We start from the raw sequence: 26,746 nt of genomic DNA on the forward strand, positions 1-26,746 counted from the left end.
TCAGAATCCGGGTGCCATGCCGTGGTTCGGCGCGCATTTTCAGGGCTCCACGGCTGCCTCGATGCGATTGCGCCCCTGGGCCTTGGCCTGGTAGAGCAGGCCGTCCGCCTTCTGCAGCCAGGTTTCCAAAGGCGCGACAGACGGCTGCCGCACGGTGAGTACGCCGCAGCTGACGGTGAGCTGCGGCGCCGTGGGAGAGGCGGCGTGGGCGATGGACAGGCGCAGCACTTCCTGGCGGAAATGTTCGGCCATGGCCGGCGCATCGCTTTCGCCGGGGAGGATGAGCGCGAATTCCTCGCCGCCAAAGCGCGCTGCCAGGTCGTAGGGCCGGCGCGCATGGCGCTGCAGCGTGGCAGCCACGGCCTTGAGCGCCTCGTCCCCCTGCACATGGCCATAGCAGTCGTTGTATTGCTTGAAGTGGTCTATATCAATGAGAGCCAGGCCCACGGGTTCGCCCGTGCGCAGGCTGCGGCGGTAGGCGCGCTCCAGCACGTCGTCGAAGTGGCGCCGGTTGGCCAGGCCGGTCAGCCCGTCCACCATGGCCAGGCGCTCCAGGGCCTGGCGCTGCAGGGCCAGCCGGATCTGGTTGCGCACGCGCACCTCGACCACGGCGGGGCGTATGGGCTTGGAGACATAGTCGGCCGCGCCCAGGCGCAGGCCGTATTCCTCGGCCTCGGCATTGCTCTGTCCGGTGATGAAGATGACGGCGATATGGGCGGTGCGCTCCTGCGCGCGCAGCGCACCCAGCACCTCGTAGCCGTTCATGCCGGGCATGGCCAGGTCCAGAAGGATCAGCTGCAGGCGGTGGGCTTCGCGGTGGGCGACCATCAGGGCGCCAGGGCCATCCTTGGCCAGCAGCACTCGGTAGTGGGGGCTCAGCAGCTCGGCCAGCATGCTGCGGTTCAGCCGCTCGTCGTCCACGATGAGGACCGTGGGCAGCTCCGACCCGGTCAGGGCGTCAAGCATCTGCAGCTCCCTGTAGGGCCATCCGGTTCGCGGCCATGCTCCGCGCCAGCTGATCGAGCGCCTGCAGCGCCGCCTCGGTTTCCAGGGACTCGGTGCAGCGCTGGATGCGCTGCAGCACGGATGCATGGCGCCCGCTGACCAGGGGCCGCAGCCGTTCCAGTTCGGCCACGGCGGCATAGTCGCTGTCGGCAATCTGCCGCCGCAGCCGATCCAACGTGGATGAGACTTCTTCTGCGGTCATCGGCTGCCGCTGTGCCGGGGACGCAGCGCTGGACACCGTGGCCAGGGGGGGCAAGACCGCCTGCCTGGACCGCACGGCGATTTCCGCCAGCAGGCCCTGCAGCCCATCGGCCAGCGCCTGGACCAGGGATGGCAGATCACCGCTGGGCCGGGCATTCCCGCCATTGCCGTCGCCTGACAGGCAGGCATGCGCGCCGGTCTCGGCCATGGCCGACCATTGCTCCAGCAGGTTCGCGCCCAGGTAGCCCAGGCTGCCCTTGAAGGTATGCGCCAACGACGCCACGGTTGCCCAGTTGCCGCTGCGCGCGGCGCTGCGCAGCTGTTGCGGCGCATCGGCAAAGTCCTGGGCAAAGCCTTCGATCGCATGCAGCATGCGCGGCGATTGGCTGGCAAGGCGTTGCCGCAGCTGCACAGGATCCCAGGCCGGGGCAGGGGTTGGCGGCGTGGGCCGGGAGGGCGGGGCCGGCGCAGGCGCTGCCGTTGTCGGCGGGGCTGCGCGCAGGCAGCGCTGCAGCGTCTCGTACAGCAGCACATCGTCAACGGGTTTGGTCAGATGGGCATTCATGCCTGCGGCCTCGATCCGGGCGCGCTCCTCGACATAGGCCTGTGCAGTCAGCGCTATCACCGGAAGATGCCGCAGCGCGCTGCGCGTGCGCAGGGCGCGCGTGGCACTGAGGCCGTCCATGCCGGGCATGTGCACGTCCATGAGCACGGCATCGAAAGGCTGGCTGTCGAGCAGCTGCAGCGCCTGCAGACCGTCTTGCGCAGTCTGTACCGATATGCCGGCCTGCTCCAGCAGCTCGGTGGCCACCTCGCGGTTGAGCACGTTGTCATCCACCACCAGCACCCTGCGCCCCGGCAGGCCCGGGTAGCGCTGCTGTGGTGACGGGCCGGCCGCCGGGTCTTCAGGCTGGGTCGATTCCGGGTCCCGCAGCGCCTCCCGGATGGAGGACCTCAGTGCCGATGCGGTCAGGGGCTTGATCAGCAGGCCCCGCAGGCCCCGCAGGCCAAACTGCGCGGCACGCAGCTGCACTTCGTCGCGCCCGAAGGCCGTGACCATGAGCGCAGCCGGGGTCTTGGCCAGGTCCTGTCGCTCGCGCATGCGGCGCGCCAGCTCCAGTCCGTCCATGCCGGGCATGCGCCAGTCCAGCAGGGCCAGGCCATAGGGGGATTCCTGGCGTGCGGCCTCTTGCAGCATGCGCAGCGCCTGCATGCCGTCCGCCGCCGTATCGCAGCGCATGCCCAGTCTGCGCACCATGGCGGCCAGCGCCTCGCGCGCGCTGGCGTTGTCATCGACGATGAGAACGCCCGTGCTGCCCAGGTTGTCGTGGCCGTCCAGCAGTGCATCCGTGGCAAGCCGGATCTTGGCCGTGAAGCGGAAGTCGCTGCCCTGGCCGGGCTGGCTGCACACGCCGATCTCGCCGCCCATGAGCTGCACCAGCCTGTGGCAGATGGCCAGGCCCAGGCCGGTGCCGCCGTGGCGGCGCGTGGTCTGGATGTCGGCCTGGGTGAAGGGCTGGAACAGCCGCTCGGCCCGCGATGCATCCAGGCCTATGCCGGTGTCGCGCACGCTCACGCACAGGTGGTGCAGGGGCGCTGCCGTGGTGTCCGCATCGGCATCCGCAGGCGCGTCCACCGGTGGCGGCGCCAGATGCAGGGAGATCACCACCTCGCCATGCTCGGTGAACTTGATGGCGTTGCCGACCAGGTTGGTCAGCACCTGGCCCAGGCGCATTGGGTCGCCGCGCAAACGGGGCGGCAGGTGCGGGTCCAGCGCATAGACCACTTCCAACCCCTTTTCCTCTGCGCGCAGCGCCGTGGAGGCCGTCACGGTCTCCAGCACATCGTCAAGGGCGAAGTCCACTTCCTCCAGCGCCAGCATGCCCGCCTCTATCTTGGAGAAATCGAGGATGTCGTTGATCACGGCCAGCAGGGCGCTGGCCGAGCGCTCCACCTTCTCCAGGTAGCCGCGCTGGCGCGATGTCAGCGCGGTCTGCTGCACCAGGCGCGTCATGCCGATGACGGTATTCATGGGTGTGCGGATTTCGTGGCTCATGATGGCCAGGAAATCCGATTTGGCGCGTTCGGCCGCTTCGGCGGCTTCCTTGGCCTGATGCAGCGCCTGCTCGGCCTCGCGCTCGCGGGTGATGTCCAGCATGATGCCGTCCCAGACCATGCCCTCCTGACAGCGCCGGGGGGCCGAGCGGCAGCGCAGCCAGCGGATCTCTCCGTCGGGCTTGAGCGCGCGAAAGCGGCAATCGAAGACCCGCAGCGTATCGATCGAGCGTTGCATCATCCCCTGGTAGAGCGGCAGGTCCTCGGGATGGATGGCATTCAGGTAGACCTGCCGATCGGCCATGATGGCGTGGGCCGGCACGCCGATCAGGTTCTCTATGCCGGCGCTGATGTAGCTGAGCCGCAGTTGCGTCAGGCCGCCTTCCAGGCGGTAGATGGCGCCGCTGGGCAGGTTGTCGGCCAGGGCTTCGAGGCGCATGCGTGCGTCCTCGCGTTCGGACAGGTCCTGCAGCGTGCCGCTGAGCGCGACGATGCGGCCTTGCTCGTCGCGCAGGGCCCGGCCCATGAGGCGGGCAGCGAACTGCCGGCCGTCCGGGCAGCGCTGGACCACATCGATGCTGTAGGACTGGCCGGTGCTGATGCACAGATCCACGGCAGCGGTGAGCCGGGCAAGATCCTGCGGCCCGAGCATGGCGCGCAGGGCATGGCGCTTCAGTGGCGGACCCTGGGGGTCCAGGCCGTTCATCACATACATCATCTCCGAGGCCTGAAAGTGCCCGGTGTCCAGCTCCCATGTCCAGCTGCCCAGGCGCGCCAGCTGTTCGGCCTGGCGCAGCACGTCGTAGCTTTTTTGCAGCTGGGACTCGGTCTGGCGCATGAGGGTGATGTCGCGCGCAATGCCCAGCACGCCCACGGTCCGGCCCTCGGCATCGCGATAGGGGATCTTGGTGGACTGGAAGATGCGGCGCTGCCCGTCGACCAGCAGATGATCGTCCATCACCACGGGCGCATCGCTGTCCAGCACCCGGCGGTCGCTGTCGGTGAAGCTGCTGTCGGAGAAAAGCTCCTGGTCGGTCTTGCCCACGATGTCTTCGGGCGCGCGCCCGGCAAAGCGCGCTGTGGCGGGGTTGGCGAAGGTGTAGCGGCCCTGCCGGTCCTTGGCGAAGACCAGGTCGGGCGTCTCGCGCATCACGGTCTCCAGCAGGCGCTGCGCATTGGGCTGGCCGATCGGCTCGTCCTGGCCGGTGCGCTCGCCGAGGTCGTGCCAGGTAGTGAAGAAAAGCCGCCTGCCCGACAGTGACAGGCAATGGACATGGATCTCGGCGGGCAAGCTGCTGCCATCGCGGCGGATCAGCCGGCCTCGCAGACGGGCCTGGCTGTCCACGACCATGTCCCGCCAGAAGTCACGCGGCCGTCCATCCAGGTCCAGCCATACGTCCATGATGCCCAGCCCCAGCATGGCGGCCTTGTGATGGCCCAGGCTGGCGCAGGCCTGGGCATTGGCATCGAGCAGGCCGCCCTGCTCGTCAAACAGAAGAAACCCGTCTGGCACACGGTCCAGGAACTGGCGATACGGCGTATCAGGCATGAAGACTCCCAGGCGGTAGCAAGCCAGCATTGCGGAATGTGATAGCCATAAACTATGGAAACATTGCGCATGTTACTGCTGGCCGATGCCTGCCGTGGGGCACGGAAGGCCGGTACTTACCCCGGCAGGGGCAGCGGGTAGAATCATCGGGATCTGCAGGGTCCGTGCCGCGACCCGGCCCCACTTGGCCACCTGGCCCCGGCTGGCTCGCTGCAGCACACCTTTTCCTTTCCGACGACTCCAGTTCCTCCCCGCTTATGGCCTCCGCTCTGACCGACAAACTTTCGCGACTCGTCAAGGAGATGCGCGGCCAGGCCCGCATCACCGAATCCAACGTGCAGGACATGCTGCGCGAAGTGCGCATGGCCCTGCTCGAGGCCGACGTGGCTCTGCCCGTGGTGCGCGACTTCGTTGCGCGCGTCAAGGAAAAGGCGCTGGGCCAGGAGGTGCTGGGCTCGCTGCAGCCGGGCCAGCTGCTGGTGTCCATCGTCAACAAGGAACTCGCCGCCACCATGGGCGAGGGCGTGGCCGACATCAACCTCAACGCCCAGCCGCCGGCCGTCATCCTCATGGCCGGCCTGCAGGGCGCCGGCAAGACCACGACCACGGCCAAGCTGGCCAAGCACCTGATCGAGCGGCGCAAGAAGAAGGTGCTCACCGTGTCGGGCGACGTGTACCGCCCCGCCGCCATCGAGCAGCTCAAGACCGTGACCGCCCAGGCAGGTGCCGAGTGGTTCCCCTCCACGCCCGACCAGAAGCCCCACGACATCGCCGTGGCCGCGCTGGACTACGCCAAGCGCCACTTCTTTGACGTGCTGTTGGTCGATACGGCCGGCCGCCTGGCCATCGACGAGCTGCTGATGGCCGAGATCAAGGATCTGCACGCCACGCTCAAGCCGGTCGAGACCCTGTTCGTCGTCGATGCCATGCAGGGCCAGGATGCGATCAACACGGCCAAGGCCTTCAAGGAAGCGCTGCCCCTGACCGGCATCGTGCTGACCAAGCTCGACGGCGACTCGCGCGGTGGCGCGGCGCTGTCGGTGCGGCAGATCACGGGCGCCCCCATCAAGTTCGCCGGCGTGTCCGAGAAGATCGACGGCCTGGAGGTGTTCGACGCCGAACGCCACGCGCAGCGCGTGCTGGGCATGGGCGACATCGTGGCCCTGGTCGAGCAGGTCACCAAGGGCGTGGACATGGAGGCCGCGCAGAAGCTGGCCGAGAAGGTCAAGAGCGGCGACGGCTTCGACCTCAACGACTTCCTGGCCCAGATCCAGCAGATGAAGCAGATGGGCGGCCTGTCCAACCTCATGGACAAGCTGCCGGCCCAGCTCACGGCCAAGGCCGGCCAGGTGGACATGGACAAGGCCGAGCGCGAGATCCGCCGCAAGGAAGGCATCATCTGCTCCATGACCGCCAAGGAGCGCAAGAAGCCCGAGATCATCAAGGCCACGCGCAAGAAGCGCATTGCCGACGGCGCGGGCGTGCAGGTCCAGGAAGTCAACCGCCTGCTCAAGGAGTTCGAGCAGATGCAGGAGATGATGAAGAAGATGAAGGGCGGCGGCCTCATGAAGATGATGAAGCGCATGGGCGGCATGAAGGCCATGAAGGGAATGATGGGCGGTGGCGGCGGCATGCCCAAGCTCCCGTTCTGATGGGCACCGCCTGAGCCGCCGGGCCGCGCGCTCTTTCCCGCCAAGCCGCAGCGCAGCCTGCGGCTTTTCTTTTGGCCGCGAGGGCTTTGTGAGAACATGCAGCGCCATGAAGGCTGGTGTTTCGACTTCCCTTGCGGTGTCTCCGGTGACCGGGGCGCGGCTCTCGCGCCGTGACTGGGGTCTGCTGGCGGCCGCCGTGCTGCTGGCTGGCTGCTCGTCCGCACCACGCAAGGGCGCGGGCCCGGCGCCGGTGCCTTCGCCGCAGGCGCTCAATCTGGACGGCGAATTGCGCGAGGCGCTGCTGGCGCGCACCATGCTTGTGGTCAACACGCCCTATACCTATGGCGGCAATTCGCCCGAAGGCGGCTTCGACTGCAGCGGCCTGATCCAGTGGGCCGTGGGCGGCATCACCGAAAACCGCCTGCCGCGCACCACGGCGCAGTGGGCGCAGTTCAGCAATCCCGTGGGCAGCCGCAGCCTGCAGCGCGGCGACTTCGTGTTCTTCAACACCCTGGGCGCGCGCTATTCGCACATGGGCATCTTCGTGGGCAACGGCCAGTTCGTGCATGCACCGTCCAGCGGCGGCACGGTGCAGCGCGTGCGCATGGACAACACCTATTTCGCCAAGCGCTTCACCGAGGCGCGCAGCATCTTCGCCTGAACGCTGGCCGGGCGACGGGCTGATGATTCAATCAAGATTCCAGGGAAATCCAGGGTGTCGGAATGCGTAACAAGCTCGAATTCGCACTGCGCCTGCGCCAGGCCATCGAGGCTGCGGGACTGGAGCCCCGGCCCAGCGTGCTTCTGAAGCTGTTCAATTCCAGTTACTGGGGGCGGCCGATCTCGTTCCAGGCGGTCTCGCGCTGGCTGAACGGCGAGGCCGTTCCCGAGCAGGACAAGCTGGTGCTGCTGGCGGGTTTGCTCGAGGTCGAGCCCGATGTGTTGCGCTATGGCGAGTCGGCCCACCGGTCCCCGCCGTCCCTGCCGTCGCCGCTCGAATGCCAGGAGCCGGACGTGGGCTATCTCGAACGAGAAACCTTCGATGCCTTTCTGAAGCTGCCCGCGCCTCAGCGCCAGGTGGTGCGGGAGGTGATCCTCACCTTCGCCAAGGTGCATGGCGAAGGCTGAGCACCGGGCAGGGCAGGCAGGGCAGGCGGCGCTCCCGCCTGGCGGCAGTCACCGGACGGCCTGCTGCTGCCAGGGCATGGCATGCCAGGGGTGGCGCGGATCGGCCACCCACTGCTGCACTTGCTCGGGCGTCACGCTGCGCCCCAGCACGTCGGCGCGGCCACGGGCCAGCCACTGGCTGCGGCCGCGTGCGTAGGCCAGGCCGAAGGCCTGCCAGCTGTCAAAGCAGTCCCGCGCACGGCATGCGTTCAGGTGCAGGATCTGCTGGTGCAGGGCCTCGTCCACCCAGCCGAGCAGCCAGGCACAGCGCACATGGAAGGCCACGCGCGCGCAGGCAAAGGCCATGGCGGCATGGGGATCGTCACCGGCCTGCAGGCGCTGCAGGTCCAGCGTGAACCAGCGCTGGCGCAGGCCGTCGGGCAACTGGCGTGCGATCTGGGTATCGTCCAGGTCGGTGCGCAGGCCCAGGTGGTGCAGCACCATGGGGCGCAGCTGGGTGGTCAGTGCGGAGTCGGCGCCGTTGAGCTGCCGGTCCGCAAAGCCGCCCTGGATGGCGTGAAAGGCCATGGGATGGGCCAGGGCCAGGGCCCAGTCCAGTGCCGCGTCACCGCTGCGGTAGCTGCTGAAGTCGCCGCGTTGGCGCGACGCACGCATGCGCCGCAGGCCGGCGCGCACTGCCCACCAGACCAATGCAGACAGCACAACAAGGGTGAAGGCGTTCATCGCGGATTTCCTGTCCTGCCCGGCGTTCCCGGTGTTGCCGGCGATCCCGCCCGGCGGCGCGCCAGCTCCAGTGACTGCTGCAGGGCCGCGCTGCGCGGCATGCGCTCGAAGGCGGGCACGGGCACGGTGTCGCGGCGTGCCGCGACCAGCCATTGCATCAGGGGCGACCGGATGTCCAGCTGCTCCAGCAGCGCCGGGTGGGACTGCAGCAGCCACAGCTGCTCGACCTCGGTGTGCAGCTCGCTGGCCGCGCACCAGGCAGCCGCGCTGCCCGTGGCCAGCAGCTGTGCCGGTCGGCGCACGATGCCCATGGCCAGGGCGTCCGCCGGCGCCTCGCCATCGGTATCGAGGTGATTGAGCAGGGCCAGCACATCGGCCAGGTAGCGCGCAATCGGCGGGCGGTTCTGCTTGCCCTTGATCTGGTCGATGCGCAGCCGCCCGTCTTCCCGCACCTGGGCGCTGACGGTGATGCGCGGCTGGGCCGTGCCCGTGCGGTAGCTGAAAAGCCGCAGCCGGCCCTGCTCGCAGGCTTCGGCGTAGTGCTCGCCATAGCCGCCGCGCAGTGCGCCGCGCTCGCTGAACTGGCCCAGGCAGTGGCGCATCATCTGGCTTTCATAGGCCATTTCGGCGCGCAGGTCCGGGCTTTGGGCATCGAATTCGACGAAGACACCCAGCTGGCCACGCAGCAGCGGGCGTACGGCGCCGGGCCGGTGCTCGGCCCAGCCGCTGTCGCTTCTCCGGGCGAAGGCCAGGTGCTCCAGCGTCCAGCGCGCCAGCGCCTGCGGGCAGTTGATGCGCTGCAGCTTGCCCTCCAGCGCGGTGCCGCGCCGGGTGGACAGGAACTCCAGCAGCCGGCTCTCCAGCGCCAGCAGGGGTGCGCTGTCGGGCTCCACCCACCACAGCGGCGCGCTGCCGTCAGCCGCCGGCCTGTCCGGTGACAGCGGCTGGCGGGCCGCATGTTCGCGCAGGCGCTCCAGTGCCCAGGCGGCGGGCTCGGCGCGCCGGTGCAGGCGCAGCAGCTCGGCCTGCGTGGACACGGGCTGCACGGCAGGCGGATCGGCGTCGAGGTTGCCGATCACATGGCGGTAGAAGTGGTTGGCCAGCCAGGCGGCGATCTCCTCGCTGTCGCCGCGTGCGGCGCTGCGCTCGCGGATGCGCTGCTTGATGGCAGGCGCATTGACCACGTCGCGCGGCCGATAGGCACTGGCGGCGTTGGCACCGGCGCCCGGGTTCACCACAGCTTCCACCAGGGCTTGCTGTCCGAGCGCAGCTTGAGGCAGCGCTTGAGGCCGTCCTTGGCCATCCTGTGCTCGGCCTCGCCGTCGTCGGGCGTGAGCTTGGCGATGGCCTCGCGGTGCAGGGCCACGGCCTGGTCGATGGGGCCGCAGCTTTCCATGGCGCAGGCCAGGCGGCGCAGCGTGTAGCACTCGCCCAGGGCGCGCACTTCGGGCAGCAGGGCGTCCAGGCGCGGGCGCACCAGTTCGCCATGGTTTTCGGAGAAGAAGTCGAGCAGGGACATCAGCGAGGCCAGGTAGTCGCGCCGCTGTTCGCGCTGGTCGTCCTCGTCCAGTTCCTCGAACCACTGGTCCAGGCGCTCCAGCCAGATGCCGATTTCGCCTGCGCGGCCCAGCTGGTAGAGCGCCAGTGCCGCGCTGGGGAAGTAGTCCGTGGGGCAGTGGCGGCTGTAGCCGTAGTCCTGGGTGAAGTGCCACAGCTGCTCGGCCGCCGTGACGATGCCGGGGCGGTCGTCACGGCGGATGGCGCACCACAGCAGGCCGTCGTGGTGTTCGGCAAAGGGGCTGCTGGACAGGCCCTTGTGGTGCAGGGCCGCCGCCTCGTCATAGCGCTGCTGCGAGCGGTATTTGATGGCCAGATTGTTGCAGAGCATGGAGTAGACGTGCAGGTGCGCGTCCTTGTACCGGCCCTGGCCGGTGGCCCAGAAGGCTTCGAAGCGGGCCAGGCCCTCTTCGTAGTAACGCTGCACCAGCGGCTCGCGCACCTCGTCGCCCGGCACCTGCCGGCCTTCGCCCATGAGGGAGGCCAGGTCGTCCTCGTCGTCCAGGGTCACGCCCGCTGCATAGCACCAGTGGGCGCCATGGCCCTGCGCAAAGGGGCGCTGCAGCGCCTGCGCGGCGGGCAGCACGGCGAAGCGCGCGGCCCAGAGCATGGGCAGCAGCTCGGAGTTGGCGTGCCGGGGCTGGTCGGTCACGCCGCGCTCCAGCAGAGGCAGGGCCTGCTCCCATTGGCGGTCCTTGGCCAGGCGCCAGCCGTCGATCAGGTCCAGCAGAGGGTGGCCGGGCGCCTGGGTGCGCGCCAGGGCCAGGTAGTCGTCGGCGCTGCGCGGAGCAGCCGGGCTGTCTTCCAGGATCTCCTGCATGTCGGAATCCAGTCCCGCCCAGGCCAGGATCAGCGCCCAGGCCGGTGCATGGGCGGTGTCGCTGTCCACTCTGCGCAAGGCCAGTTCATAGCCCTGACGGGCCGATCCGGGGCGGCTGTGCAGCACGCTTTCCAGCGCCAGGTCCGCCGCATCGGCCAGGCGCCCCGCCTCTTCCAGCCACCGCAGCACCAGGCCGCTGAAGGCATCGTCGGAGTCATCCACCAGGCCGAAGCGGCCCAGCGCGGCCAGCTGCAGCGCGGCCTCGGGCTGGCCCATGGCATGGCAGGCCATGGCCTGCAGCCGGGCCGCATGGACCTTGCGGTGCGTGCGCACCGCCTGCGATGCGGCGGGGCTTTCGGTGCGGGCCAGGTGCTGCTCCGCCGCCATGAGCACGGCCGGAACGCTTTGCGGGGCCAGCGGCAGGACCTCGCGCGCAAGGTGCAGCCAGTCGTCGAAGTCCACGTTCTGCTCTGCATCGGCCTGGGTCAGCAGCGTCGTGGCGGCCTGCACCTGGCGCACGGTGGCGGGCACATCGCCGCGCAGACGGGCCAGCTCGGCCTTGCGCAGGCAGGCACGCGCGTCGCGGCGCGCGGGGGAGGCCTCGCCATCCGGGTCGCTGCGTTCGTGGCTGCGCTGCAGGTCCACGCCTTGCTCGGCCAGCTCCCAGGCCTGGGCTTCGCGGGCCAGGTAGTGCCAGCCGTTCCAGTAGCGATAGGGCTCGCCGGTGTGCGGCAGCCGGCCCATGAGATCGGCGGCGGGCGCGAGCAGGGCCACGCCGCCTTCACGGTCAAAGCGCAGCCGGCTCTGGATGTCGCTGAGCGCCAGGCTGGCCGTGGCCAGCAGGTGGTTGTCGCCCTGCAAGGGCTGCAGCGTGGCAGCGCGGTGTTCGCGCAGCAGTGCGTTGGCGGTTTCGGGCCGTTCCAGGTCCAGCCAGAGATCGTGCAGACGCTCCAGCTCGCCCACCGTGGCCGGGGCGAAACGCTGCTGGGAGAGCAGCTCCATGACGGCCGCCTGGCGTTCGGCCGGGGCGATGGGGCTGGCATCATCCTCCTGCTGCAGCAGGTCGTGCGCCTGGTCCATGAAGGCATGCAGGGCTTCGCCCTCAAGGACGGCCTGGGCGGTGGCGGGCTGGGAGGTGTTCATGGAATCGATAGCAAGCAAGCGAAGCTGGAAAAGCCATGCAGGCCGACGGACCTCAGGGCGGCGACCCCGCGATGCTAGCGGGCCAGCCGGCACCCTGCCAGAGTGGCCGGGCTGTTTTCACGTCCTGTTACATGCAAAAAAGCCCGGCATTGCCGGGCTTGGGTTACGCAGGAGGTCGCTGGGCCGCCGGGGCCGGGTTGGGGTCAGTGGCGCACCACGACTTCGCCGCGCAGCGTGAAGGTGCGGGCCTCGGTGATCTTCACATCGATCATCTGGCCGATCAGGCGTTCGTTGCCCGGGAAGTTGACCACGCGGTTGCACTCGGTGCGGCCCATGAGTTCGCTGCCATCGCGCTTGGACAGTCCTTCCACCAGCAGGCGCTGCACCGTGCCCACGCGCTCGTCGCTGATGTCCTTGATGTTGTTGTTGATCACGGCCTGCAGCTCCTGCAGGCGGCGCAGCTTGACCTCGTGCGGCGTGTCGTCGTGCAGGTTGGCGGCCGGCGTGCCGGGGCGGGGGCTGAAGATGAAGCTGAAGCTGTTGTCGAAGCGCACGTCGTGGATGAGCTTCATCATCTTCTGGAAATCTTCCTCCGTCTCGCCGGGGAAGCCCACGATGAAGTCGCTGCTCATGGCCATCTCGGGCCGGATGGCGCGCAGCTTGCGGATGGTGCTCTTGTATTCCATGGCCGTGTAGCCGCGCTTCATGGCCATGAGGATCTTGTCGCTGCCGTGCTGCACGGGCAGGTGCAGGTGGCTGACCAGCTTGGGCAGCCGAGCGTAGGCCTCGATCAGGCGCGGCGTGAACTCGTTGGGGTGGCTGGTGGTGTAGCGGATGCGCTCGATGCCGGGGATCTCGGACACGTACTCCAGCAGCAGGGCAAAGTCGGCGATCTCGGCCGTGTCACCCATCTTGCCCAGGTAGGCGTTGACGTTCTGGCCCAGCAGCGTGACTTCCTTCACGCCCTGGTCGGCCAGGCCGGCGACCTCGATGAGCACGTCCTCGAACGGGCGGCTGACTTCCTCGCCGCGCGTATAGGGCACGACGCAGTAGCTGCAGTACTTGGAGCAGCCTTCCATGATGGAGACGAAGGCCGAGGAGCCTTCCACGCGCGCGGGCGGCAGGTGGTCGAATTTCTCGATCTCGGGAAAGCTGATATCGACCTGGGGCTTGTGCTTGGCGGCGCGTGCATTGAGCAGCTCGGGCAGGCGGTGCAGGGTCTGCGGGCCGAAGACCACGTCCACATAGGGCGCGCGCTTGATGATTTCCTCGCCCTCCTGGCTGGCCACGCAGCCGCCCACGCCGATGAGCACGCCGCGTTCCTTCAGGTGCTTGTAGCGGCCCAGGTCGCTGAACACCTTCTCCTGCGCCTTCTCGCGCACCGAGCAGGTGTTGAACAGGATCAGGTCGGCCTGCTCGGGATCGTCGGTGGATTCGTAGCCCTGGGCTGCGCCCAGCACATCGGCCATCTTGTCCGAGTCGTACTCGTTCATCTGGCAGCCGAAGGTTTTGATAAAGACTTTCTTGGACATGGTGGGGTTCCGTCAGGCAGCCGCCGCACTGCAAGCGGCGGTCTGCAAAAAATGAAGGTGGCTCGGCCAGGGGGCGGCGTGCCCCATGGCCGGGCCGCTGCGGCCTGCGAGGCGCGGGCCGCGTCAGCCGTGTACGTGCTGTGCTCAGTTGAAGATGCGCTGCAGCATCGACTTGGGCTTGTAGTGCTTGTCGGCCTCGGCCTTGGTCAGGATCCAGGCCTGGTGCAGCCACTGCGTCTGCGGCTCGATCACATAGCCCACCACGAGCTTGCTGCCCCGGTAATTGATGGCCTGCACCAGCGTGCGTTCAGGGCTGAACAGGCGAAAGCCCGGACTGGTGCGAATGGTCTTGCCGTCGATCTCCACCTCGGGGAACTGGGTCACGACCAGCTCGCCGAACTGGGCCTGCGGCGGGAAATTGCGCGTCTCGTTGGACGGCAGGCCCTGCGCGGCCACGCCCAGGCTGGCGCAGGCCAGGCCGGCGAGCAGGGCGCCGGCACACAGGCGGCGGACGGGAGAGAAATGGGGCTTGCAGCGGTTCATGGTGTACATCCAGGGGCTGAACCCGCGATTCTACGAACTTGCCGCCGCGCAGGCGCGGCACTCGGGCATTGGTTCAGGTGCGGCCCGGCGCATACAGCACCGCCTTGGGCGGGCGGCACAGGCCCCAGAAGCGCAGGCCGATCAGTTCGGCCATCTGCACGCCCATGGCCGTGGGCGCGGAGATGGTGGCCAGGGCGGCGATGCCGACCTTGGCGCATTTGCGCACCAGCTCATGGCTGCCGCGGCTGGAGAGCACGACAAAGCCGGCCTCGCCCAGGCGGCCTGTGCGGGAGAGGCGGCCGACCAGCTTGTCCAGCGCGTTGTGGCGGCCCACGTCTTCGAGCACATCCGTCAGCTGCCCGTCCAGCCCTGCCCAGCCTGCGGCATGCACGGCGCCGGCTTCGGCGTTGAGCAACTGCAGCGGCGGCAGTGCCGCGATGGCTGCGCAGACGGTGTCGGCATCGACACGGGCGATCCAGTCGTGCGCGGGCAGGGGGTCGAAGGACAGGTCCAGCGCCGCGAAGCTGTCCACGCCGCAGACACCGCAGCCCGTGCGCCCGCTCATGCTGCGGCGCCGGTCCTTGAGGCGGGCGAAGCAGCGCGAGGCCACGTCCAGCTGCACCTCGATGCCGTCCATGCCGGCCGGCAGGCCTGCGGCCTGTGCAGCCACGGTGCGCACCTCTATGCCGTAGCAGTCGGCAGCGCTGTCCAGAATGCCTTCGGTGAGCGCAAAGCCCAGCGCAAAGTCTTCCAGGTCCGAGGGCGTGCCCATCATCACGGCGTGAGAGATGCCATTGAACACCAGGGCGATGGGGACTTCGCTGGCCAGCACCTGCGGTTCGGCCTGGATGCTGACGGCGCCGCCTTCACCGAGCCGGTGGCGCGCCACCGCATGCGTGCGCAGCGCGGCAATGGCAGGCGGGGCGGCGCATGCAGCATCTGCTGCGCCGGGGCCTGCGTCTGGGGCGGGGACGGGTGCGGGGGCGTGTTCGGTGGTGGCGTTCATGGCGTGGGCCGCGCAGGCGGCCTCCGCATGATATCGGCGCCGCCGCGCGTGCTCAGTCCAGCAATGCCATGCCCTTGATCTGGGCGAAGACATGCATGCCCGGCGCAATGCCCAGCTGCCGGGCGGAATGCAGGGTGATGCGTGCCAGCAGGCGGGACGGGCCCAGCTGCAGCGAGGCCATGACCTGGCCCGGGCCGTCCTCGCGCAGCTCCTGCACGGTGGCAGGCAGGATGTTGAGGATGCTGCTGTCTTGCGGGTGCTGCAGGCTCAGGCTCACATCGCGTGCCTGCACGCGCAACTGCACGGTTTCGCCGACGGGGCGCGGGGAGGCCATGACAAGGCGCAGGCGCCCGCCATCGAAGGACAGCGTGCTCAGGTGTGCATCGGGATCGTGCTGCTGGACCTGTGCGCTGACCATGGCCGCTGCCGTGTCGCCCATGCTCAGGGGCAGGTCCAGCCGTGCCAGCAGCTCGCTGGTGGCGCCGGCCGCGACGATGCCGCCTGCCTTGAGCAGCACCAGGTGCTGGGCCAGGCGAGCGACCTCGTCGATGGAGTGGCTGACGTAGAGGACGGGAATGTCGAGTTCGCGGCGCAGCTGGTCCAGGTAGGGCAGGACCTCGGCCTTGCGCTGGGCGTCCAGCGCGGCCAGGGGCTCGTCCATCAGCAGCACCCGCGGGCTGGTGGCCAGCGCCCGCGCAATGGCCACGCGCTGGCGCTCGCCGCCCGACAGGGTGGAGGGCATGCGGTCCATCAGGTGGCCTATGCCCAGCAGTGACACGGCCTGGTCCTGGGATACCTTGCGCCGCGCGGCCGGCGTGCGCCGCATGCCGTAGTCGATGTTGCGCCGCACGGTCAGGTGCGGGAACAGGCTGGCTTCCTGGAACACATAGCCCAGCGCACGGCGGTGCGTGGGCAGCCATTGGCTGGCCGCATCGTCCTGCCAGACCTCGCCGTTGACGGCGACGCGGCCGCGCGCGCGCTCCAGTCCCGCCAGGGCGCGCAGGCAGGTGGTCTTGCCGCAGCCCGAGGGGCCGAACAGGGCGGTGACGCCGCGCCCGGGCAACTGCAGCTGCACGTCAAGGCGGAAGTCGGCGCGCTCCAGCGCCAGGTTTGCGATGATTTCCGAGGAGGGGTGGGAGTGCGCGGCGTCGGACATCAGGGAGGGAGAGAAGGCGGTCATCATGCGCGGCGCTCCTCACGCGGCTGCAACAGGTGCAGGGCCAGAAGAACCAGGAAGGAGAACACCACCATGCCACCCGCCAGCCAGTGGGCGTGGGCGTACTCCATGGCCTCCACATGGTCGTAGATCTGTACCGAGACCACGCGCGTCACGCCGGGAATATTGCCGCCCAGCATCAGCACCACGCCGAACTCGCCCACGGTGTGCGCAAAGGTCAGCACGGCCGCCGTGATGAAGCCCGGCCGCGCCAGCGGCAGCGCCACGGTGAAGAAGCGGTCCAGCGGCCCCGCGCCCAGGCTGGCCGCAGCCTCCATGGGCCGCGTGCCCAGGGATTCGAAGGCACGCTGCAGCGGCTGCACCGTGAACGGCATGGAATAGACCAGCGAACCGATGACCAGGCCCGGAAAAGTGAAGGGCAGGGTGCTCAGCCCCAGCGCCTGCGTCAGCTGCCCCACGGGGCCGTTGGGACCCATGGTCACCAGCAGGTAAAAACCGATCACCGTGGGCGGAAGCACCAGGGGCAGCGCTACCACGGCGCCAATCGGGCCGCGCCAGCGCGAGCGCGTATGCGCCAGCCACCAGGCCAGCGGCGTGCACAGCGTCAGCAGCAGCACCGTGGTCACGCTGGCAAGTTTCAGCGTCAGCCGTATGGCGGCGTAGTCGTCGGCGGTAAGAATCATGCGGGAAGAATTCAGTGGTTCGCAGCGCTGTTGGATCTCACTCAACGCACGAAACCGGCGCGGCCCGGCTCAGCGACGCTGAGCACGGGCCCGTGCCGGCCGACCCCTCCCCAGGAGAGAGGGAAGGCGCGCAAGTGCGCCTCAACAGGTGTCAGAAGCTATAGCCGTAGGAGCGGATGATGGCACGGGCCTTGTCGGCGCGCAGGTACTTCATCAGCTCGGTGGCGGCTTCGTTGTCCTTGCCGTTGTTGAGCACGATGGCGTCCTGGCGGATGGGCTCGTGCATGGAGCCGGGTACCTGCCAGGCCGAGCCTTCGCGCAGCTTGCCGTTTTCCATCACCTGCGACAGGGCCACAAAGCCCAGCTGGGCATTGCCCGTGGCCGCGAACTGGTAGGTCTGGGCAATGTTCTCGCCCATGACGATGCGCGGCTGCACCTGGGCCGTGATGCCCAGCTTGTTCAGCACTTCCATGGCTGCCGTGCCGTAGGGCGCCAGCTTGGGATTGGCCACGGCGATGTGCTTGTAGTCGCCGGTCTTGAGGACTTCGCCCTTGTCGTCCACATAACCGGCCTTGGGGCTCCACAGCACCAGCTGGCCGATGGCGTAGGTGAAGCGCGAATCGGGCAGGCCGCGGCCTTCCTTGGCGATCTTCTCGGGCGTGGTGTCGTCGGCGGCCAGCAGGATCTGGAAGGGCGCGCCGTTGACGATCTGCGCATAGAACTTGCCCGTGGCGCCGAAGGACAGCAGGGCCTTGTGGCCGGTGTCCTTCTCGAACTCGGCGGCGATCTTCTGCATGGGCGCCGTGAAGTTGGCGGCGACGGCCACCGACACTTCGGCGGCCTGCGCGGCGGCCCAGCCGAACAGGGCAAGGGCGGCGAAGGCGGTGGCACGCAGGGGCTGGTTCACGTTCATGGGTCTCTCGCTATTCCGTTGGTGAATAGCGCAGTGTAACGACCTGAAAATGCGCATGCAGGGTGCAGGCGTTTTGCTTGGCGGGAAATAACGCTTGGCGGGCATGATGCTGCGCATGACTGCCGCAACCCCCGCTTCTCCCTCAGACCTGGTGCCCGCGCTGGGCCATGACCTGGCCGACCGGCGCATTGCCATCCTGCGGCATATCGCGGCAGGGCATTCGATTTCCCAGGCCGCGCGCGAGGCGGGTGTCAGCTACAAGGCGGCCTGGCAGGCGCTGGATGTGCTGACCAATCTGGCGGGCCGTGCCCTGGTGGAGCGCTCGGTGGGCGGCGCCGGCGGTGGCGGCGCGCGCATCACCGAGGCCGGGCAGTCCCTGCTGGCCATGGCCGATGCGCTGGAGCAGGCGCGCGCGCAGGTGCTGCAGCGCTTTGGCGGGCCCGCCGGCGTTTCTTCGGCGGCTCCCGGGCTGGGCCTGGGCCTGCGCACCAGCATGCGCAATCTGTGGCCTTGCCGGGTTGGCGCCCTGCAGGCGCAGGGCGCCCAGGTCCGCGTCTGGCTGCTGCCCGACGGCGGCGGGGATGCATCAGGCATTGCCGCACGCATCACCGAAGAAAGCGCCCAGTTGCTGGGCCTGGCGCCGGGCCTGCCCCTGATGGCGCTGTGCAAGGCCGCAGCCGTGCAGGTGCTGCCTTCGGCGCCACGCTCCGATGTGCATGCCCAGGCCAATGCCTGGCCCGCCCAGGTGCAGCGCGTGGCCCGGGCCGACAGGGCGGGGCCGCGTGAAGTGGTGGCACAACTGCCCTGGGGCGGTAGCGGCGTGGGTTACGCGGCCGAGCCGGCAGAGGGCGAGTCCTGGACCTTGCGCGCAGGGCGCAAGGTCTGGCTGACGGTGCCGGAGTCCGCCGTGGTGCTGGCCGTGGCTGATTGAGCGGATGGAGCGGATGGAGTGTTGAAGGAGCAGCAGCGCGTTGCGCATGCGCAGCAGTGGCTGCAGATTCGGACGGGTCTGATGGCGCATTCAGGGCGGTATACGAAGAATTGCGCCGCTGTGAAACCTGCGCGCTCTGGCGGCGCGGGCTTTTCTGGCGACCGAATCATCGAAACCTCCCTGGCCCTCCATGAGCATCCTGAAATTGCGCAGGCAAGAGAAAGTGGCGGTATACACCGCCTTGCTGTGTTCCTTCATCGCGGCGTTCATCTTCTTCGCGTCCGAAGGTGTTGCTGACAGTTTTCGGCAGCGGCTGGATGCGCTGGCCATCTGCGCCGTCATCGGTGCGCTGGTGACCTGGTTCAATCACTGGTGGTTCCGGGTCTGGGGCTGGCACCTGGTGCCTGTGACCCTGCTGCTGTTTTATGCCGGCACGCTGGCCGCAGGGTGGCTGTTTGGCGGATGAAGGCGGTGAAGGCGGTGAAAGCGGTGGTGGGGGAACCTGCCGCCACGCTTTGCATCGAAGATCCTTTTCGACTGCCTCACCAGGCCATCCACGGCCTTGCCCCTGCCATGAAGACCACCCTGTCCGCCGCCCTGATCTGCCTGCTCCTGTCCACCCCGGCCATGTCCCGTCCGCTGGACCCGGCGCCGCTGGACGTCTCGCAGTTCAACCTGGGGCTGGTCGGGTTCGCGGGCGAGATCTCGCCTGCGGAGCGGCACCTGGAGGCCATGCTCAGGCGGCCCGAGGCCAATGCTGTCCTGCTGTCGGTGATCGACGATCCGCACCGATCTCCCGTGGCCAAGCTCTATGCGCTGTGCGGGCTCAAGCGCATGGGCAGCGGCGGCTACGAGGCTGCGCTGGTCAAGCTGCGCGGCTTTGAGGGCCAGGTCTCCGTGATGCTGGGAGACCAGATGTTCCAGGAAGACATCCGCGAGGCGGCAGACCGCATCGAAAACCTGGAGTGCAGCGAAGGCGGTTGAGCCTGGGCACGCCGGTTGCCGGACAAAAAAAGAGCTGCCATCGGCAGCTCTTTGCATTGTGGGGCATCGTTCCGAGCCAGAGAATCTGAGCCGCTCAGGACAGCTCGCGTCCCTTGAGTTCGGGGATCAGGAAGGCCGTGGCCAGCATGTCCAGCACGTAGATGGCCGCCAGCAGGGCGATGGCCACCTGGAACGAATAGCTCATGGCCAGCGCACCGATCACCACCGGGCCCAGTCCGCCCACGGCGCGGCCGATGTTGAACAGCACGTTCTGCGCGGTGGCGCGCGCCTCGGTGGGGTAGGCCTCGCTCATCACGGCGCCGTAGCCGCCCATCATGCCGTTGACGAACAGGCCCATGAGGGCCCCCGCCCAGAGCATGGCCGTGGGGTCGGACAGCTGCGAATAGAGCACGACCATGATGACCGAGCCCAGCTGGAAGATCAGGAAGCTGGGCTTGCGGCCGATGCGGTCGGCCAGCTGGCCGAAGACCCAGATGCCGACCATCATTCCCACCACGGTCACGGCAGTCCATATCGAGGACTTGGTCAGGCTGAAGCCCAGTTGCTTGGACAGGAAGCTGGGCATCCAGATCATGATGCCGTAGTAACCGAAGTTCTGGACCGAGGTCAGCACGATCACGCCCAGGCTGACCTTGGTCGTGGCGCGGTCCTTCACCAGCAGCTTCAGGCTTTGCAGCACCGGCACGCGGGCCGAGGGCGTGGCGGACTGCTGGCGCTTCACGAAGACTTCGGGCTCGTGCAGTTTGTTGCGGATCACCCAGGCCACCACGGCCGGTATCACGCCCACCAGGAACATGCCGCGCCAGCCGATGAGGGGCAGCAGCAGTGGCGTCAGCAGCGCCGCACCCAGCACGCCCATTTGCCAGCCCAGTGCCACGTAGGACGAGACGCGGGCGCGGTGGCGTGCGGGCCAGGCCTCGGCGGCCAGTGCCATGCCGATGCCGAACTCGCCGCCCAGGCCGATGCCCGCAATCGTGCGGTAGGCCAGCAGGTCCCAGTAGCCCTGCGCGAAGGCGCACAGGCCCGTGAAGACTGCGAACAGCATGATGGTCCAGGTCAGCACGCGGATGCGCCCGTAGCGGTCGCTGAGCAGGCCGAAGAAGATGCCGCCGAACACGGCACCGATCAGCGTCCAGGTCACCAGCGAGCCGGCCTGGCCCGGCGTGAGGTGCAGGTCGGCCGAAATGGCCGACAGCATGAAGCCCAGGATCAGCAGGTCGAAGCCGTCCATGGCATAGCCCACGGCCGAGCCGGCCAGGGCCTTCCAGCTGTAGCCATTGACCTGGGTGGCATGTGTGCCGACATGCGTGTCTGTGCTGGCGCCGGCAGCATTGGCTGCGAGCGCCCCGGAGGAAGTGGTGGTCACGTGAAAATCCTTGAAAGCCAGGACGGCGCGCGCTCTCGCTGGGGTGCGGCACCACGCAAAACGCCTGCGCCGCCGGCTGGGCCGGCGTGCGGGCACGCTGCGCGTGTGCGGCATCCTGGAGTGGCGATGGGCACGGGAAATCCTGGTGGGAAAACAAGCTGGGCGGCCGGCATGCCGGAGCATGGCAGGGGCTGCGCGCAAAGACAGAGCGCAAGGTGCAGCGCCAAAAGACCGCTTCTGCAAAAAGCGAAAGCCCTGAAATCGGCCGGGCGATCAGGGCTTTGAGGCAGTGGACAGGCCCTGCGAGGAGAGGGCGGCCCATGCGAGCGGGCGCAATGGTAAGGCAAGTCGCCAGCCAAGGCAAGCTGCGGGGCTTATGCCAGGGCGCTGGGTCTTTGGCCCGGGCGCCAAGGGTGCTCGTGCTAGGCTGGCGCCCGCTGCGGCCATTGCGCCGCTGGCGCGCCCCATTTCTGCCCGGGTCCGTCTATGACCTTGCGGTGCAGTGCGGCGATATCTCGCAGGTTTTGCCAATAAAAACAATTCTCATTACAGTTTGGCATTCCGAGTTCTCCAACCTCCGATCCTTTCTGCCATGCATCCCATCCTGATTGCAGCCGCCCTGGCCCTGGGCGCGGCCGCCCCGATGAGCCAGGCCGCAGCCGCCGGCACCGTTCAACAGCCCGTGAAGAAGAGCCTCTCCGTTGCGGAGGTGGTCAAGCATTACGGCACCCTGGTGCACGCCAATTACTCGGACTCCATCAGCTCCGCCAAGACCATGCAGAAAGCCATTGCGGCCTTTCTGGCAGCGCCCAGCGAGCAGGGCCTGAACCAGGCACGCAAGGCCTGGCTGGATGCCCGGGAGTACTACGGCCAGACCGAAGCCTTCCGCTTCTACGCCGGTCCCATCGACAACGATGAAGGCCCCGAAGGCCAGATCAACGCCTGGCCCATGGACGAGTCCTATGTGGACTATGTGGAAGGCAATCCCAACGCCGGCATCATCAATAACCGCAAGGAAGCCATCACCAAGAAGCGCCTGGCCGAGCTCAACGAGCATGACGGCGAGGAGAATGTTTCCACCGGCTGGCACGCCATCGAGTTCATGCTCTGGGGCCAGGACCTGAACGACAAGGGGCCGGGCGCGCGTCCGTACACCGACTTCGTCGATGGCAAGAAGTCCAATGCCGACCGCCGCCGCGAGTACCTGAAGGTGGTGACCGCGCTGCTGATCGAGGACCTGCAGTCCGTGGCCGACCAGTGGAAGCCCGGCTCGCCCAAGAACTTCCGCGCCCAGTTCGAGAAAAAGCCCGACGATGCGCTGCGCCGCATCTTCGTGGGCCTGGGTTCGCTGTCGCGCGGCGAGCTGGCCGGCGAGCGCCTGGAAGTGGCCCTGGCCAGCCGCGACCAGGAAGACGAGCACTCCTGCTTCTCGGACAACACGCACCGCGATGCGGTGACCAATGCCCAGGGCATCCTCAACGTCTGGCAGGGCAGCTACAAGCGCCTGGATGGCAGCGAGCTGCAAGGCCCGGGCATCAAGGACTGGGTGGCCTCCAAGGACAGCGCGCTGGCCGACAGGACCACGCGCCAGATCACGCAGTCGGTGCAGGCGGCCCAGGCCATTCCCGCGCCGTTCGACCAGGCCATCCAGGGCGCACGCGACTCGGCCTCGCGCGCCAAGATCCAGGCCACCATCGACAGCCTGGTCCAGCAGAGCAAGGATCTGGTGGAGGCGGCCAATGCCGTCGGCATCACCCAGCTCAACCTGGTGGACCCCAAGGCCAACTAAAAGAACATCCACGCCAGCGTCCATCCATTCCTGCGCCCATGTGCCAAGGCCGCCGCCCCCGAAAGGGTTCGGCGGCCCTGGCTTTTCCAGGGACGTCCCCACCCATGAATCTCTCCCCCTCGCTGCTGGTCGCTGCCTCCCTGGTCCTGATGGGCTGCTCGGCCCAACAGCAGGACACGGTGGCTGCCGCTCCAGCGCGCGCGCCAGCACCGCAGCCTGCTCCCGATCCAGCTCCCGATCCAGCTCTTTTGTTCGCGGCACCCGGCGAGCCCCTGCCCCCGGGCGGCCAGACCACGGTCCACGCCACGGGCCGCAACGCCTTCTCGCTGCCCGCCGCCAACCTGGAGGATGCAGAGCGCACGCGCTTCGTCATCGGCAACTCCTTCTTCAAGCGCAACTGGGTGCAGGCCCCGGCCTCCACCACGGCGCGCGATGGCCTGGGCCCGCACTTCCTGGCGCGCTCCTGCGGCGGCTGCCATGTGCAGGACGGCCGCGCCCAGCCGCCCGACTTCCACAACCCGCTCAAGCCCCAGCCCTTCGCGGGCCTGCTCATGCGGCTGTCCATTCCGGGCGAAGGCCCGCACGGCAGCCCGGTGCCGGACCCGGTCTATGGCGACCAGTTCAACACCGAGGGCGTGCTGGGCGTCAAGGGCGAGGGCCAGCTGCGCATCCGCTATGAACAGGTGCATGGCCGCTTTGCCGACGGCACGGCCTACACGCTGGAAAAGCCGGTCTACGAGCTGGCTGCGCTCAACTACGGCCCCCTGGCTGCCAACCTGATGACCAGCCCGCGCATTGCGCCCCAGGTCATCGGCCTGGGCCTGCTGGAGCACATCCCGGAGTCCGAGATCCTGGCCAACGCTGCCGCCCAGGCGGCCCTGGGCGGCCCCATCAAGGGCCAGCCCAACTATGTCTGGGACGCCTACGGCGAACGCATGATGCTGGGCCGCTTCGGCTGGAAGGCCAACGTGGCCTCCATTGCCCACCAGACGGCCTCGGCCTTCCTGGGCGATATCGGCATCACATCGAAGCGTTTCCCGCACCAGACCTGCACGCCCGCACAAAAGGACTGCCTGGCCGCGCCCAACGGCAACGGCGCCGAGGGCGTGGAGATCGAGGACCGCGTGCTGGACGACGTGATCTTCTACCAGGCCACGCTGGCGCCGCCTGCACGGCGCAACGCCAGCGACCCGGCCGTGCGCCGTGGCGAGGCACTGTTCCACCAGGCCCAATGCGCGCAGTGCCACCGGCCCTCGTACAAGACCGGCGGGGAGCTGTTCCCCGCGCTGTCGCCGGCACTCAGCAGCAAGGGGTTGTCGGGCCAGACCATTGCGCCCTACACCGACCTGCTGCTGCACGACATGGGCGAGGCGCTGGCCGATGGCCGGCCCGACTTCAAGGCCTCAGGCCGCCAGTGGCGCACGCCGCCGCTGTGGGGCATAGGCCTGCTGCCCGATGTCAACAACCACCAGCGCCTGCTGCACGACGGCCGTGCGCGCGGCGTGCTCGAAGCCATCCTCTGGCACGGCGGCGAGGCCGAAGCCGCGCGCGAACAGGTGCGCCAGTTCAGCGCCGAAGACCGTGAAGCCCTGGTCAAATTTGTGGAGTCCCTCTGATGCAAGACATGCGCATGACCCCTCGCCAAATCCTTTGTGCCGCCGCGCTGGCGCTGCTGGCCGCCGCCCCTGTCCATGCCCAGGAAGTGGATGCCAACATGGCCATTCCCTTCTACAACACGGCCCACGCCGTGCAGGGGCTGTACGGCCAATGGTTCTCACCCCAGGCCAAGGCCGCGCAGGCATCCGCCCAGGCGCTGAACCAGGCGCTGCGCGCGCACTGCACGGCACCTGCGGCACCTGCGGGATCGGCTGCCGCCACGCTGCAGACGGCGCGCCAGGCCTATGTGCAATCGTCGCGGCAGTGGAGCAGCCTCTCGGCCGTGGCCCTGGGGCCGCTGGTGGAGCGCCGCTCGGCACGTCTGGTGGACTTCCGCCCCATGCGCCCGGCCCTGCTCAAGAAGGCCATACAGTCGGCCCCCGCCGATCTGGCTGCCATGGAGCGCATCGGCGCACCCGCCAAGGGATACCCGGCGCTCGAGAACCTGCTGTGGACCCAGCCCGTGGAGCCGCAGACGCCGGCCTGCGCCTATGCCACCCTGGTGGCCGAGGAAATCGGCGCCGAGATGGGCATCCTCAGCAACGGCTTTGCCAAGCTCGCGGCCCAGGATTGGTCCGAGGACGGCGATGCCACCACCGAAGCCATGGCCGAGTTCATCAACCAGTGGGTCGGCGGCCTGGAGCGCCTGCGCTGGGCGGACATGGAAAAGCCTTTGCGTAGTGCGGGTAGTGCAGGCAGCAAGCCCCCCGCCTGGGAGCACCTGGCCAGCGGCAGCACCGTTGAGATCTGGCGCGCGCACTGGCAGGGCCTGCGCACGCTGGCCGTGAGCGTGGACCGCAAGGTGCCCCAGCCCGGCGTGGACATCGTGCCCATCGAGTCCTACCTGCGCGGCCGTGGCCTCAACCCGCTGGCCGACCGCTGGCTCAAGGCCGTCAACGAGGCCGATGCCGGCATGCGCGCCCTGACCGAGCCGACCGCCAAGGCCGTCGATGCCGCGACCAAGCCGCTGTCTCGCCTCAAGCGCCTCATGGAAGGCGAGGTGGCGCCTGCGCTGGAAGTCAACATCGGGTTCTCGGATGCCGACGGGGATTGAGCAGGCGCTGAATCGCCGCCGCTGGCTGCAGGGCATGGGGCTGCTGGCTGCCATGCCGCTGGCAACCTCCCATGCGGCCAGGCCGTCTGGCCCGGCACGGTCGCTGGCTGCGGCCTGGATGCAGGGCGAGCAGATGCGTGTCGGCATCGTGCAGGCCAGTGCGCAGGTGGACAGGCCGCTGCAGGTGCTGCAGGCCCTGGATGTGCCCACGCGCGCCCATGGCATGGCCGCGCTGCGCGACGGCTCCGTGGTCTTCGCCAGCCGCCGCCCCGGTGACTGGCTGGTGCGCCTGAAGCCGGGACAGGCCGTCGAGGATGCGCAGTGGCAGTGGATCGAGCCCGACCGCTTCTTCAACGGCCATGTCATCGAAAGCGCCGATGGCCGCCATCTCTACACCACCGAGACCGACCTGGAAGATGCCCAGGGCCTGATCGGCGTGCGCGATGCCATCACCTTGGAGAAGATCGCCGAATGGCGCACGGGCGGCATGGACCCGCACCAGTTGCTGCTGGACGCCGACGGCACGCTCATGGTCGCCAACGGCGGCATTCCCACGCAGTCCGAAACCGGCCGGCGCAAGCTGCAGCTGGACCACATGGATTCGTCCATCGCACGGCTGTTGCCGGCCGAAGGCGGCGCCCGTGCCGGCCTGTGGAAGCTGGACGACAGCCGCCTGAGCCTGCGCCACCTGGCCTGGGGGCCGCAGGTCGCCCACGCGCCCGCGCGCCGCTGGCTGGGCATTGCGCTGCAGGCCGAGCACCGCGACACCGAAGCGCGCGCTGCCGCGCCCGTGCTGGCCCTGTTCGATGGCTACCGTTTGCATGCCGTGCCCCTGCCCGAAGGGCGCGAGCCCCTGGCCGGCTATGGCGGCGACATAGGCTGCGACGGCCAGCTCTTTGCCGTAAGCTGCCCGCGCGTGAACACCGTCACTTGGTGGCAGGTGCCCGACAGCGGCCAGGCCAGTGGCCGCTGGCTGCGCGGCGATGCCATGCCGGGCGTGTACTGCGTGGCCAACGCAAGTGTCTCGCTGGATGCCAAGGGCCGGCCCCTGCCTGCCGAGCCCGCGCTGTGGATGGGCGGCGCACGCCAGGCCCAATTGCGCCAGCGCGGCCAGGTGCTGCGCACGGTGCCGGTTCCCGGCATGGCGCTGGACAACCACTGGATCGGGTTGGAGCGCGGCAGCTAGCAGCCGGAGGCGGCGCCGCAAGCGGCGCGCTCTGGCGGAGTGCAGCGCCAACGGAAAAAGGGTCTACGTTTG

General features: G+C 68.5%; 22 protein-coding genes. 10 read left to right on the plus strand and 12 right to left on the minus strand.

Annotated elements, in window-relative coordinates; all coding sequences use genetic code 11:
• Positions 1–39: 39 nt before the first annotated feature.
• On the minus strand, positions 40–966 hold the full coding sequence (locus CLV01_RS07690) for a GGDEF domain-containing response regulator (RefSeq protein WP_099734621.1): 927 nt from the start codon (positions 964–966) through the stop codon (positions 40–42).
• Positions 959–4,810 (minus strand): response regulator, encoded by a 3,852-nt coding sequence (locus CLV01_RS07695; RefSeq protein ID WP_099735204.1) that lies wholly within the window; start codon positions 4,808–4,810, stop codon positions 959–961. Before CLV01_RS07695 ends, CLV01_RS07690 begins: the two co-directional genes overlap by 8 nt.
• Before the next feature lie 257 nt (positions 4,811–5,067).
• Here CLV01_RS07695 and ffh point away from each other — a divergent pair, with 257 nt between their 5' ends.
• From ffh to CLV01_RS07710, 3 genes are all read left to right on the plus strand, one after another.
• Positions 5,068–6,462, plus strand: a complete 1,395-nt coding sequence (ffh, locus tag CLV01_RS07700) for a signal recognition particle protein (RefSeq protein ID WP_099734620.1) — start codon at positions 5,068–5,070, stop codon at positions 6,460–6,462.
• A gap of 106 nt (positions 6,463–6,568) precedes the next feature.
• Positions 6,569–7,123 (plus strand): C40 family peptidase, encoded by a 555-nt coding sequence (locus CLV01_RS07705; protein ID WP_099734619.1) that lies wholly within the window; start codon positions 6,569–6,571, stop codon positions 7,121–7,123.
• Between the two features lie 62 nt (positions 7,124–7,185).
• Positions 7,186–7,590 carry a helix-turn-helix domain-containing protein gene (locus CLV01_RS07710; RefSeq protein ID WP_099734618.1) on the plus strand — a complete coding sequence of 135 codons (405 nt, stop codon included), beginning with the start codon at positions 7,186–7,188 and terminating at the stop codon, positions 7,588–7,590.
• A 48-nt stretch (positions 7,591–7,638) separates the two neighbouring features.
• On the opposite strand, the gene CLV01_RS29950 is transcribed toward CLV01_RS07710, so the two are convergent.
• The 9 genes from CLV01_RS29950 to modA all read right to left on the minus strand — a co-directional run bounded on the left by CLV01_RS29950 (position 7,639) and on the right by modA (position 17,687).
• A complete protein-coding gene (locus CLV01_RS29950; protein WP_099734617.1) occupies positions 7,639–8,313 on the minus strand; it encodes a DUF1266 domain-containing protein in 675 nt (224 codons plus the stop codon).
• Positions 8,310–9,548, minus strand: coding sequence for a hypothetical protein (locus tag CLV01_RS07720; protein ID WP_099735203.1), 1,239 nt, complete (start codon positions 9,546–9,548; stop codon positions 8,310–8,312). The genes CLV01_RS29950 and CLV01_RS07720 overlap by 4 nt, the downstream gene beginning before the upstream one ends.
• Positions 9,545–11,833, minus strand: a complete 2,289-nt coding sequence (locus CLV01_RS07725) for a tetratricopeptide repeat protein (RefSeq protein ID WP_099734616.1) — start codon at positions 11,831–11,833, stop codon at positions 9,545–9,547. Before CLV01_RS07725 ends, CLV01_RS07720 begins: the two co-directional genes overlap by 4 nt.
• A 203-nt stretch (positions 11,834–12,036) precedes the next feature.
• Entirely contained in the window at positions 12,037–13,365 is a 1,329-nt protein-coding gene (miaB, locus tag CLV01_RS07730) for a tRNA (N6-isopentenyl adenosine(37)-C2)-methylthiotransferase MiaB (RefSeq protein WP_012203445.1), read from the minus strand.
• 144 nt (positions 13,366–13,509) lie between these two features.
• The gene (locus CLV01_RS07735) at positions 13,510–13,908 is read right to left on the minus strand and encodes a hypothetical protein (RefSeq protein ID WP_099735202.1); all 399 of its coding nucleotides are present in this window, start codon (positions 13,906–13,908) and stop codon (positions 13,510–13,512) included.
• A 73-nt stretch (positions 13,909–13,981) separates the two neighbouring features.
• Positions 13,982–14,914, minus strand: coding sequence for a formate dehydrogenase accessory sulfurtransferase FdhD (gene fdhD / locus CLV01_RS07740; protein WP_012203447.1), 933 nt, complete (start codon positions 14,912–14,914; stop codon positions 13,982–13,984).
• Positions 14,915–14,966: 52 nt separating this feature from the next.
• Positions 14,967–16,097, minus strand: a complete 1,131-nt coding sequence (gene modC / locus CLV01_RS07745; RefSeq protein ID WP_099734615.1) for a molybdenum ABC transporter ATP-binding protein — start codon at positions 16,095–16,097, stop codon at positions 14,967–14,969.
• The gene (modB, locus tag CLV01_RS07750; protein ID WP_013804076.1) at positions 16,094–16,774 is read right to left on the minus strand and encodes a molybdate ABC transporter permease subunit; all 681 of its coding nucleotides are present in this window, start codon (positions 16,772–16,774) and stop codon (positions 16,094–16,096) included. The genes modC and modB overlap by 4 nt, the downstream gene beginning before the upstream one ends.
• A gap of 151 nt (positions 16,775–16,925) precedes the next feature.
• Positions 16,926–17,687, minus strand: a complete 762-nt coding sequence (gene modA, locus CLV01_RS07755; protein ID WP_099734614.1) for a molybdate ABC transporter substrate-binding protein — start codon at positions 17,685–17,687, stop codon at positions 16,926–16,928.
• Positions 17,688–17,790: 103 nt separating this feature from the next.
• Between modA and CLV01_RS07760 the strand changes: the two genes are divergently transcribed.
• The 3 genes from CLV01_RS07760 (at position 17,791) to CLV01_RS07770 (ending at position 19,602) form a co-directional block, all read left to right on the plus strand.
• Positions 17,791–18,618, plus strand: coding sequence for a TOBE domain-containing protein (locus CLV01_RS07760; protein WP_099734613.1), 828 nt, complete (start codon positions 17,791–17,793; stop codon positions 18,616–18,618).
• A gap of 190 nt (positions 18,619–18,808) precedes the next feature.
• A complete protein-coding gene (locus CLV01_RS07765; protein WP_012203452.1) occupies positions 18,809–19,084 on the plus strand; it encodes a hypothetical protein in 276 nt (91 codons plus the stop codon).
• Positions 19,085–19,191: 107 nt separating this feature from the next.
• A complete protein-coding gene (locus tag CLV01_RS07770; RefSeq protein ID WP_099735201.1) occupies positions 19,192–19,602 on the plus strand; it encodes a hypothetical protein in 411 nt (136 codons plus the stop codon).
• Between the two features lie 94 nt (positions 19,603–19,696).
• Here CLV01_RS07770 and CLV01_RS07775 read toward each other — a convergent pair whose 3' ends face one another.
• The gene (locus CLV01_RS07775; RefSeq protein WP_224986381.1) at positions 19,697–20,854 is read right to left on the minus strand and encodes an MFS transporter; all 1,158 of its coding nucleotides are present in this window, start codon (positions 20,852–20,854) and stop codon (positions 19,697–19,699) included.
• Between the two features lie 727 nt (positions 20,855–21,581).
• Between CLV01_RS07775 and CLV01_RS07780 the strand changes: the two genes are divergently transcribed.
• From CLV01_RS07780 to CLV01_RS07795, 4 genes are all read left to right on the plus strand, one after another.
• Positions 21,582–22,778, plus strand: coding sequence for an imelysin family protein (locus CLV01_RS07780; protein ID WP_013804069.1), 1,197 nt, complete (start codon positions 21,582–21,584; stop codon positions 22,776–22,778).
• 104 nt (positions 22,779–22,882) lie between these two features.
• A complete protein-coding gene (locus CLV01_RS07785; RefSeq protein ID WP_099734612.1) occupies positions 22,883–24,394 on the plus strand; it encodes a di-heme oxidoreductase family protein in 1,512 nt (503 codons plus the stop codon).
• Entirely contained in the window at positions 24,394–25,488 is a 1,095-nt protein-coding gene (locus CLV01_RS07790) for an imelysin family protein (protein ID WP_099734611.1), read from the plus strand. The genes CLV01_RS07785 and CLV01_RS07790 overlap by 1 nt, the downstream gene beginning before the upstream one ends.
• Entirely contained in the window at positions 25,472–26,674 is a 1,203-nt protein-coding gene (locus CLV01_RS07795) for a DUF1513 domain-containing protein (RefSeq protein ID WP_099734610.1), read from the plus strand. The genes CLV01_RS07790 and CLV01_RS07795 overlap by 17 nt, the downstream gene beginning before the upstream one ends.
• Positions 26,675–26,746: the final 72 nt, after the last annotated feature.

It is taken from the genome of Delftia sp. 60 (assembly GCF_002754395.1).
GTDB lineage: Bacteria > Pseudomonadota > Gammaproteobacteria > Burkholderiales > Burkholderiaceae_C > Comamonas > Comamonas acidovorans.

Bases quoted from the DNA above. Each gene is read 5' to 3' on its own strand.
- CLV01_RS07690 (WP_099734621.1), bottom strand. From the start codon at position 966: ATGCTTGACGCCCTGACCGGGTCGGAGCTGCCCACGGTCCTCATCGTG.
- CLV01_RS07695 (WP_099735204.1), bottom strand. From the start codon at position 4,810: ATGCCTGATACGCCGTATCGCCAGTTCCTGGACCGTGTGCCAGACGGG.
- ffh (WP_099734620.1), top strand. From the start codon at position 5,068: ATGGCCTCCGCTCTGACCGACAAACTTTCGCGACTCGTCAAGGAGATG.
- CLV01_RS07705 (WP_099734619.1), top strand. From the start codon at position 6,569: ATGAAGGCTGGTGTTTCGACTTCCCTTGCGGTGTCTCCGGTGACCGGG.
- CLV01_RS07710 (WP_099734618.1), top strand. From the start codon at position 7,186: ATGCGTAACAAGCTCGAATTCGCACTGCGCCTGCGCCAGGCCATCGAG.
- CLV01_RS29950 (WP_099734617.1), bottom strand. From the start codon at position 8,313: ATGAACGCCTTCACCCTTGTTGTGCTGTCTGCATTGGTCTGGTGGGCA.
- CLV01_RS07725 (WP_099734616.1), bottom strand. From the start codon at position 11,833: ATGAACACCTCCCAGCCCGCCACCGCCCAGGCCGTCCTTGAGGGCGAA.
- miaB (WP_012203445.1), bottom strand. From the start codon at position 13,365: ATGTCCAAGAAAGTCTTTATCAAAACCTTCGGCTGCCAGATGAACGAG.
- CLV01_RS07735 (WP_099735202.1), bottom strand. From the start codon at position 13,908: ATGAACCGCTGCAAGCCCCATTTCTCTCCCGTCCGCCGCCTGTGTGCC.
- fdhD (WP_012203447.1), bottom strand. From the start codon at position 14,914: ATGAACGCCACCACCGAACACGCCCCCGCACCCGTCCCCGCCCCAGAC.
- modC (WP_099734615.1), bottom strand. From the start codon at position 16,097: ATGATGACCGCCTTCTCTCCCTCCCTGATGTCCGACGCCGCGCACTCC.
- modB (WP_013804076.1), bottom strand. From the start codon at position 16,774: ATGATTCTTACCGCCGACGACTACGCCGCCATACGGCTGACGCTGAAA.
- modA (WP_099734614.1), bottom strand. From the start codon at position 17,687: ATGAACGTGAACCAGCCCCTGCGTGCCACCGCCTTCGCCGCCCTTGCC.
- CLV01_RS07760 (WP_099734613.1), top strand. From the start codon at position 17,791: ATGATGCTGCGCATGACTGCCGCAACCCCCGCTTCTCCCTCAGACCTG.
- CLV01_RS07765 (WP_012203452.1), top strand. From the start codon at position 18,809: ATGAGCATCCTGAAATTGCGCAGGCAAGAGAAAGTGGCGGTATACACC.
- CLV01_RS07770 (WP_099735201.1), top strand. From the start codon at position 19,192: ATGAAGACCACCCTGTCCGCCGCCCTGATCTGCCTGCTCCTGTCCACC.
- CLV01_RS07775 (WP_224986381.1), bottom strand. From the start codon at position 20,854: ATGGACGGCTTCGACCTGCTGATCCTGGGCTTCATGCTGTCGGCCATT.
- CLV01_RS07780 (WP_013804069.1), top strand. From the start codon at position 21,582: ATGCATCCCATCCTGATTGCAGCCGCCCTGGCCCTGGGCGCGGCCGCC.
- CLV01_RS07785 (WP_099734612.1), top strand. From the start codon at position 22,883: ATGAATCTCTCCCCCTCGCTGCTGGTCGCTGCCTCCCTGGTCCTGATG.
- CLV01_RS07790 (WP_099734611.1), top strand. From the start codon at position 24,394: ATGCAAGACATGCGCATGACCCCTCGCCAAATCCTTTGTGCCGCCGCG.
- CLV01_RS07795 (WP_099734610.1), top strand. From the start codon at position 25,472: ATGCCGACGGGGATTGAGCAGGCGCTGAATCGCCGCCGCTGGCTGCAG.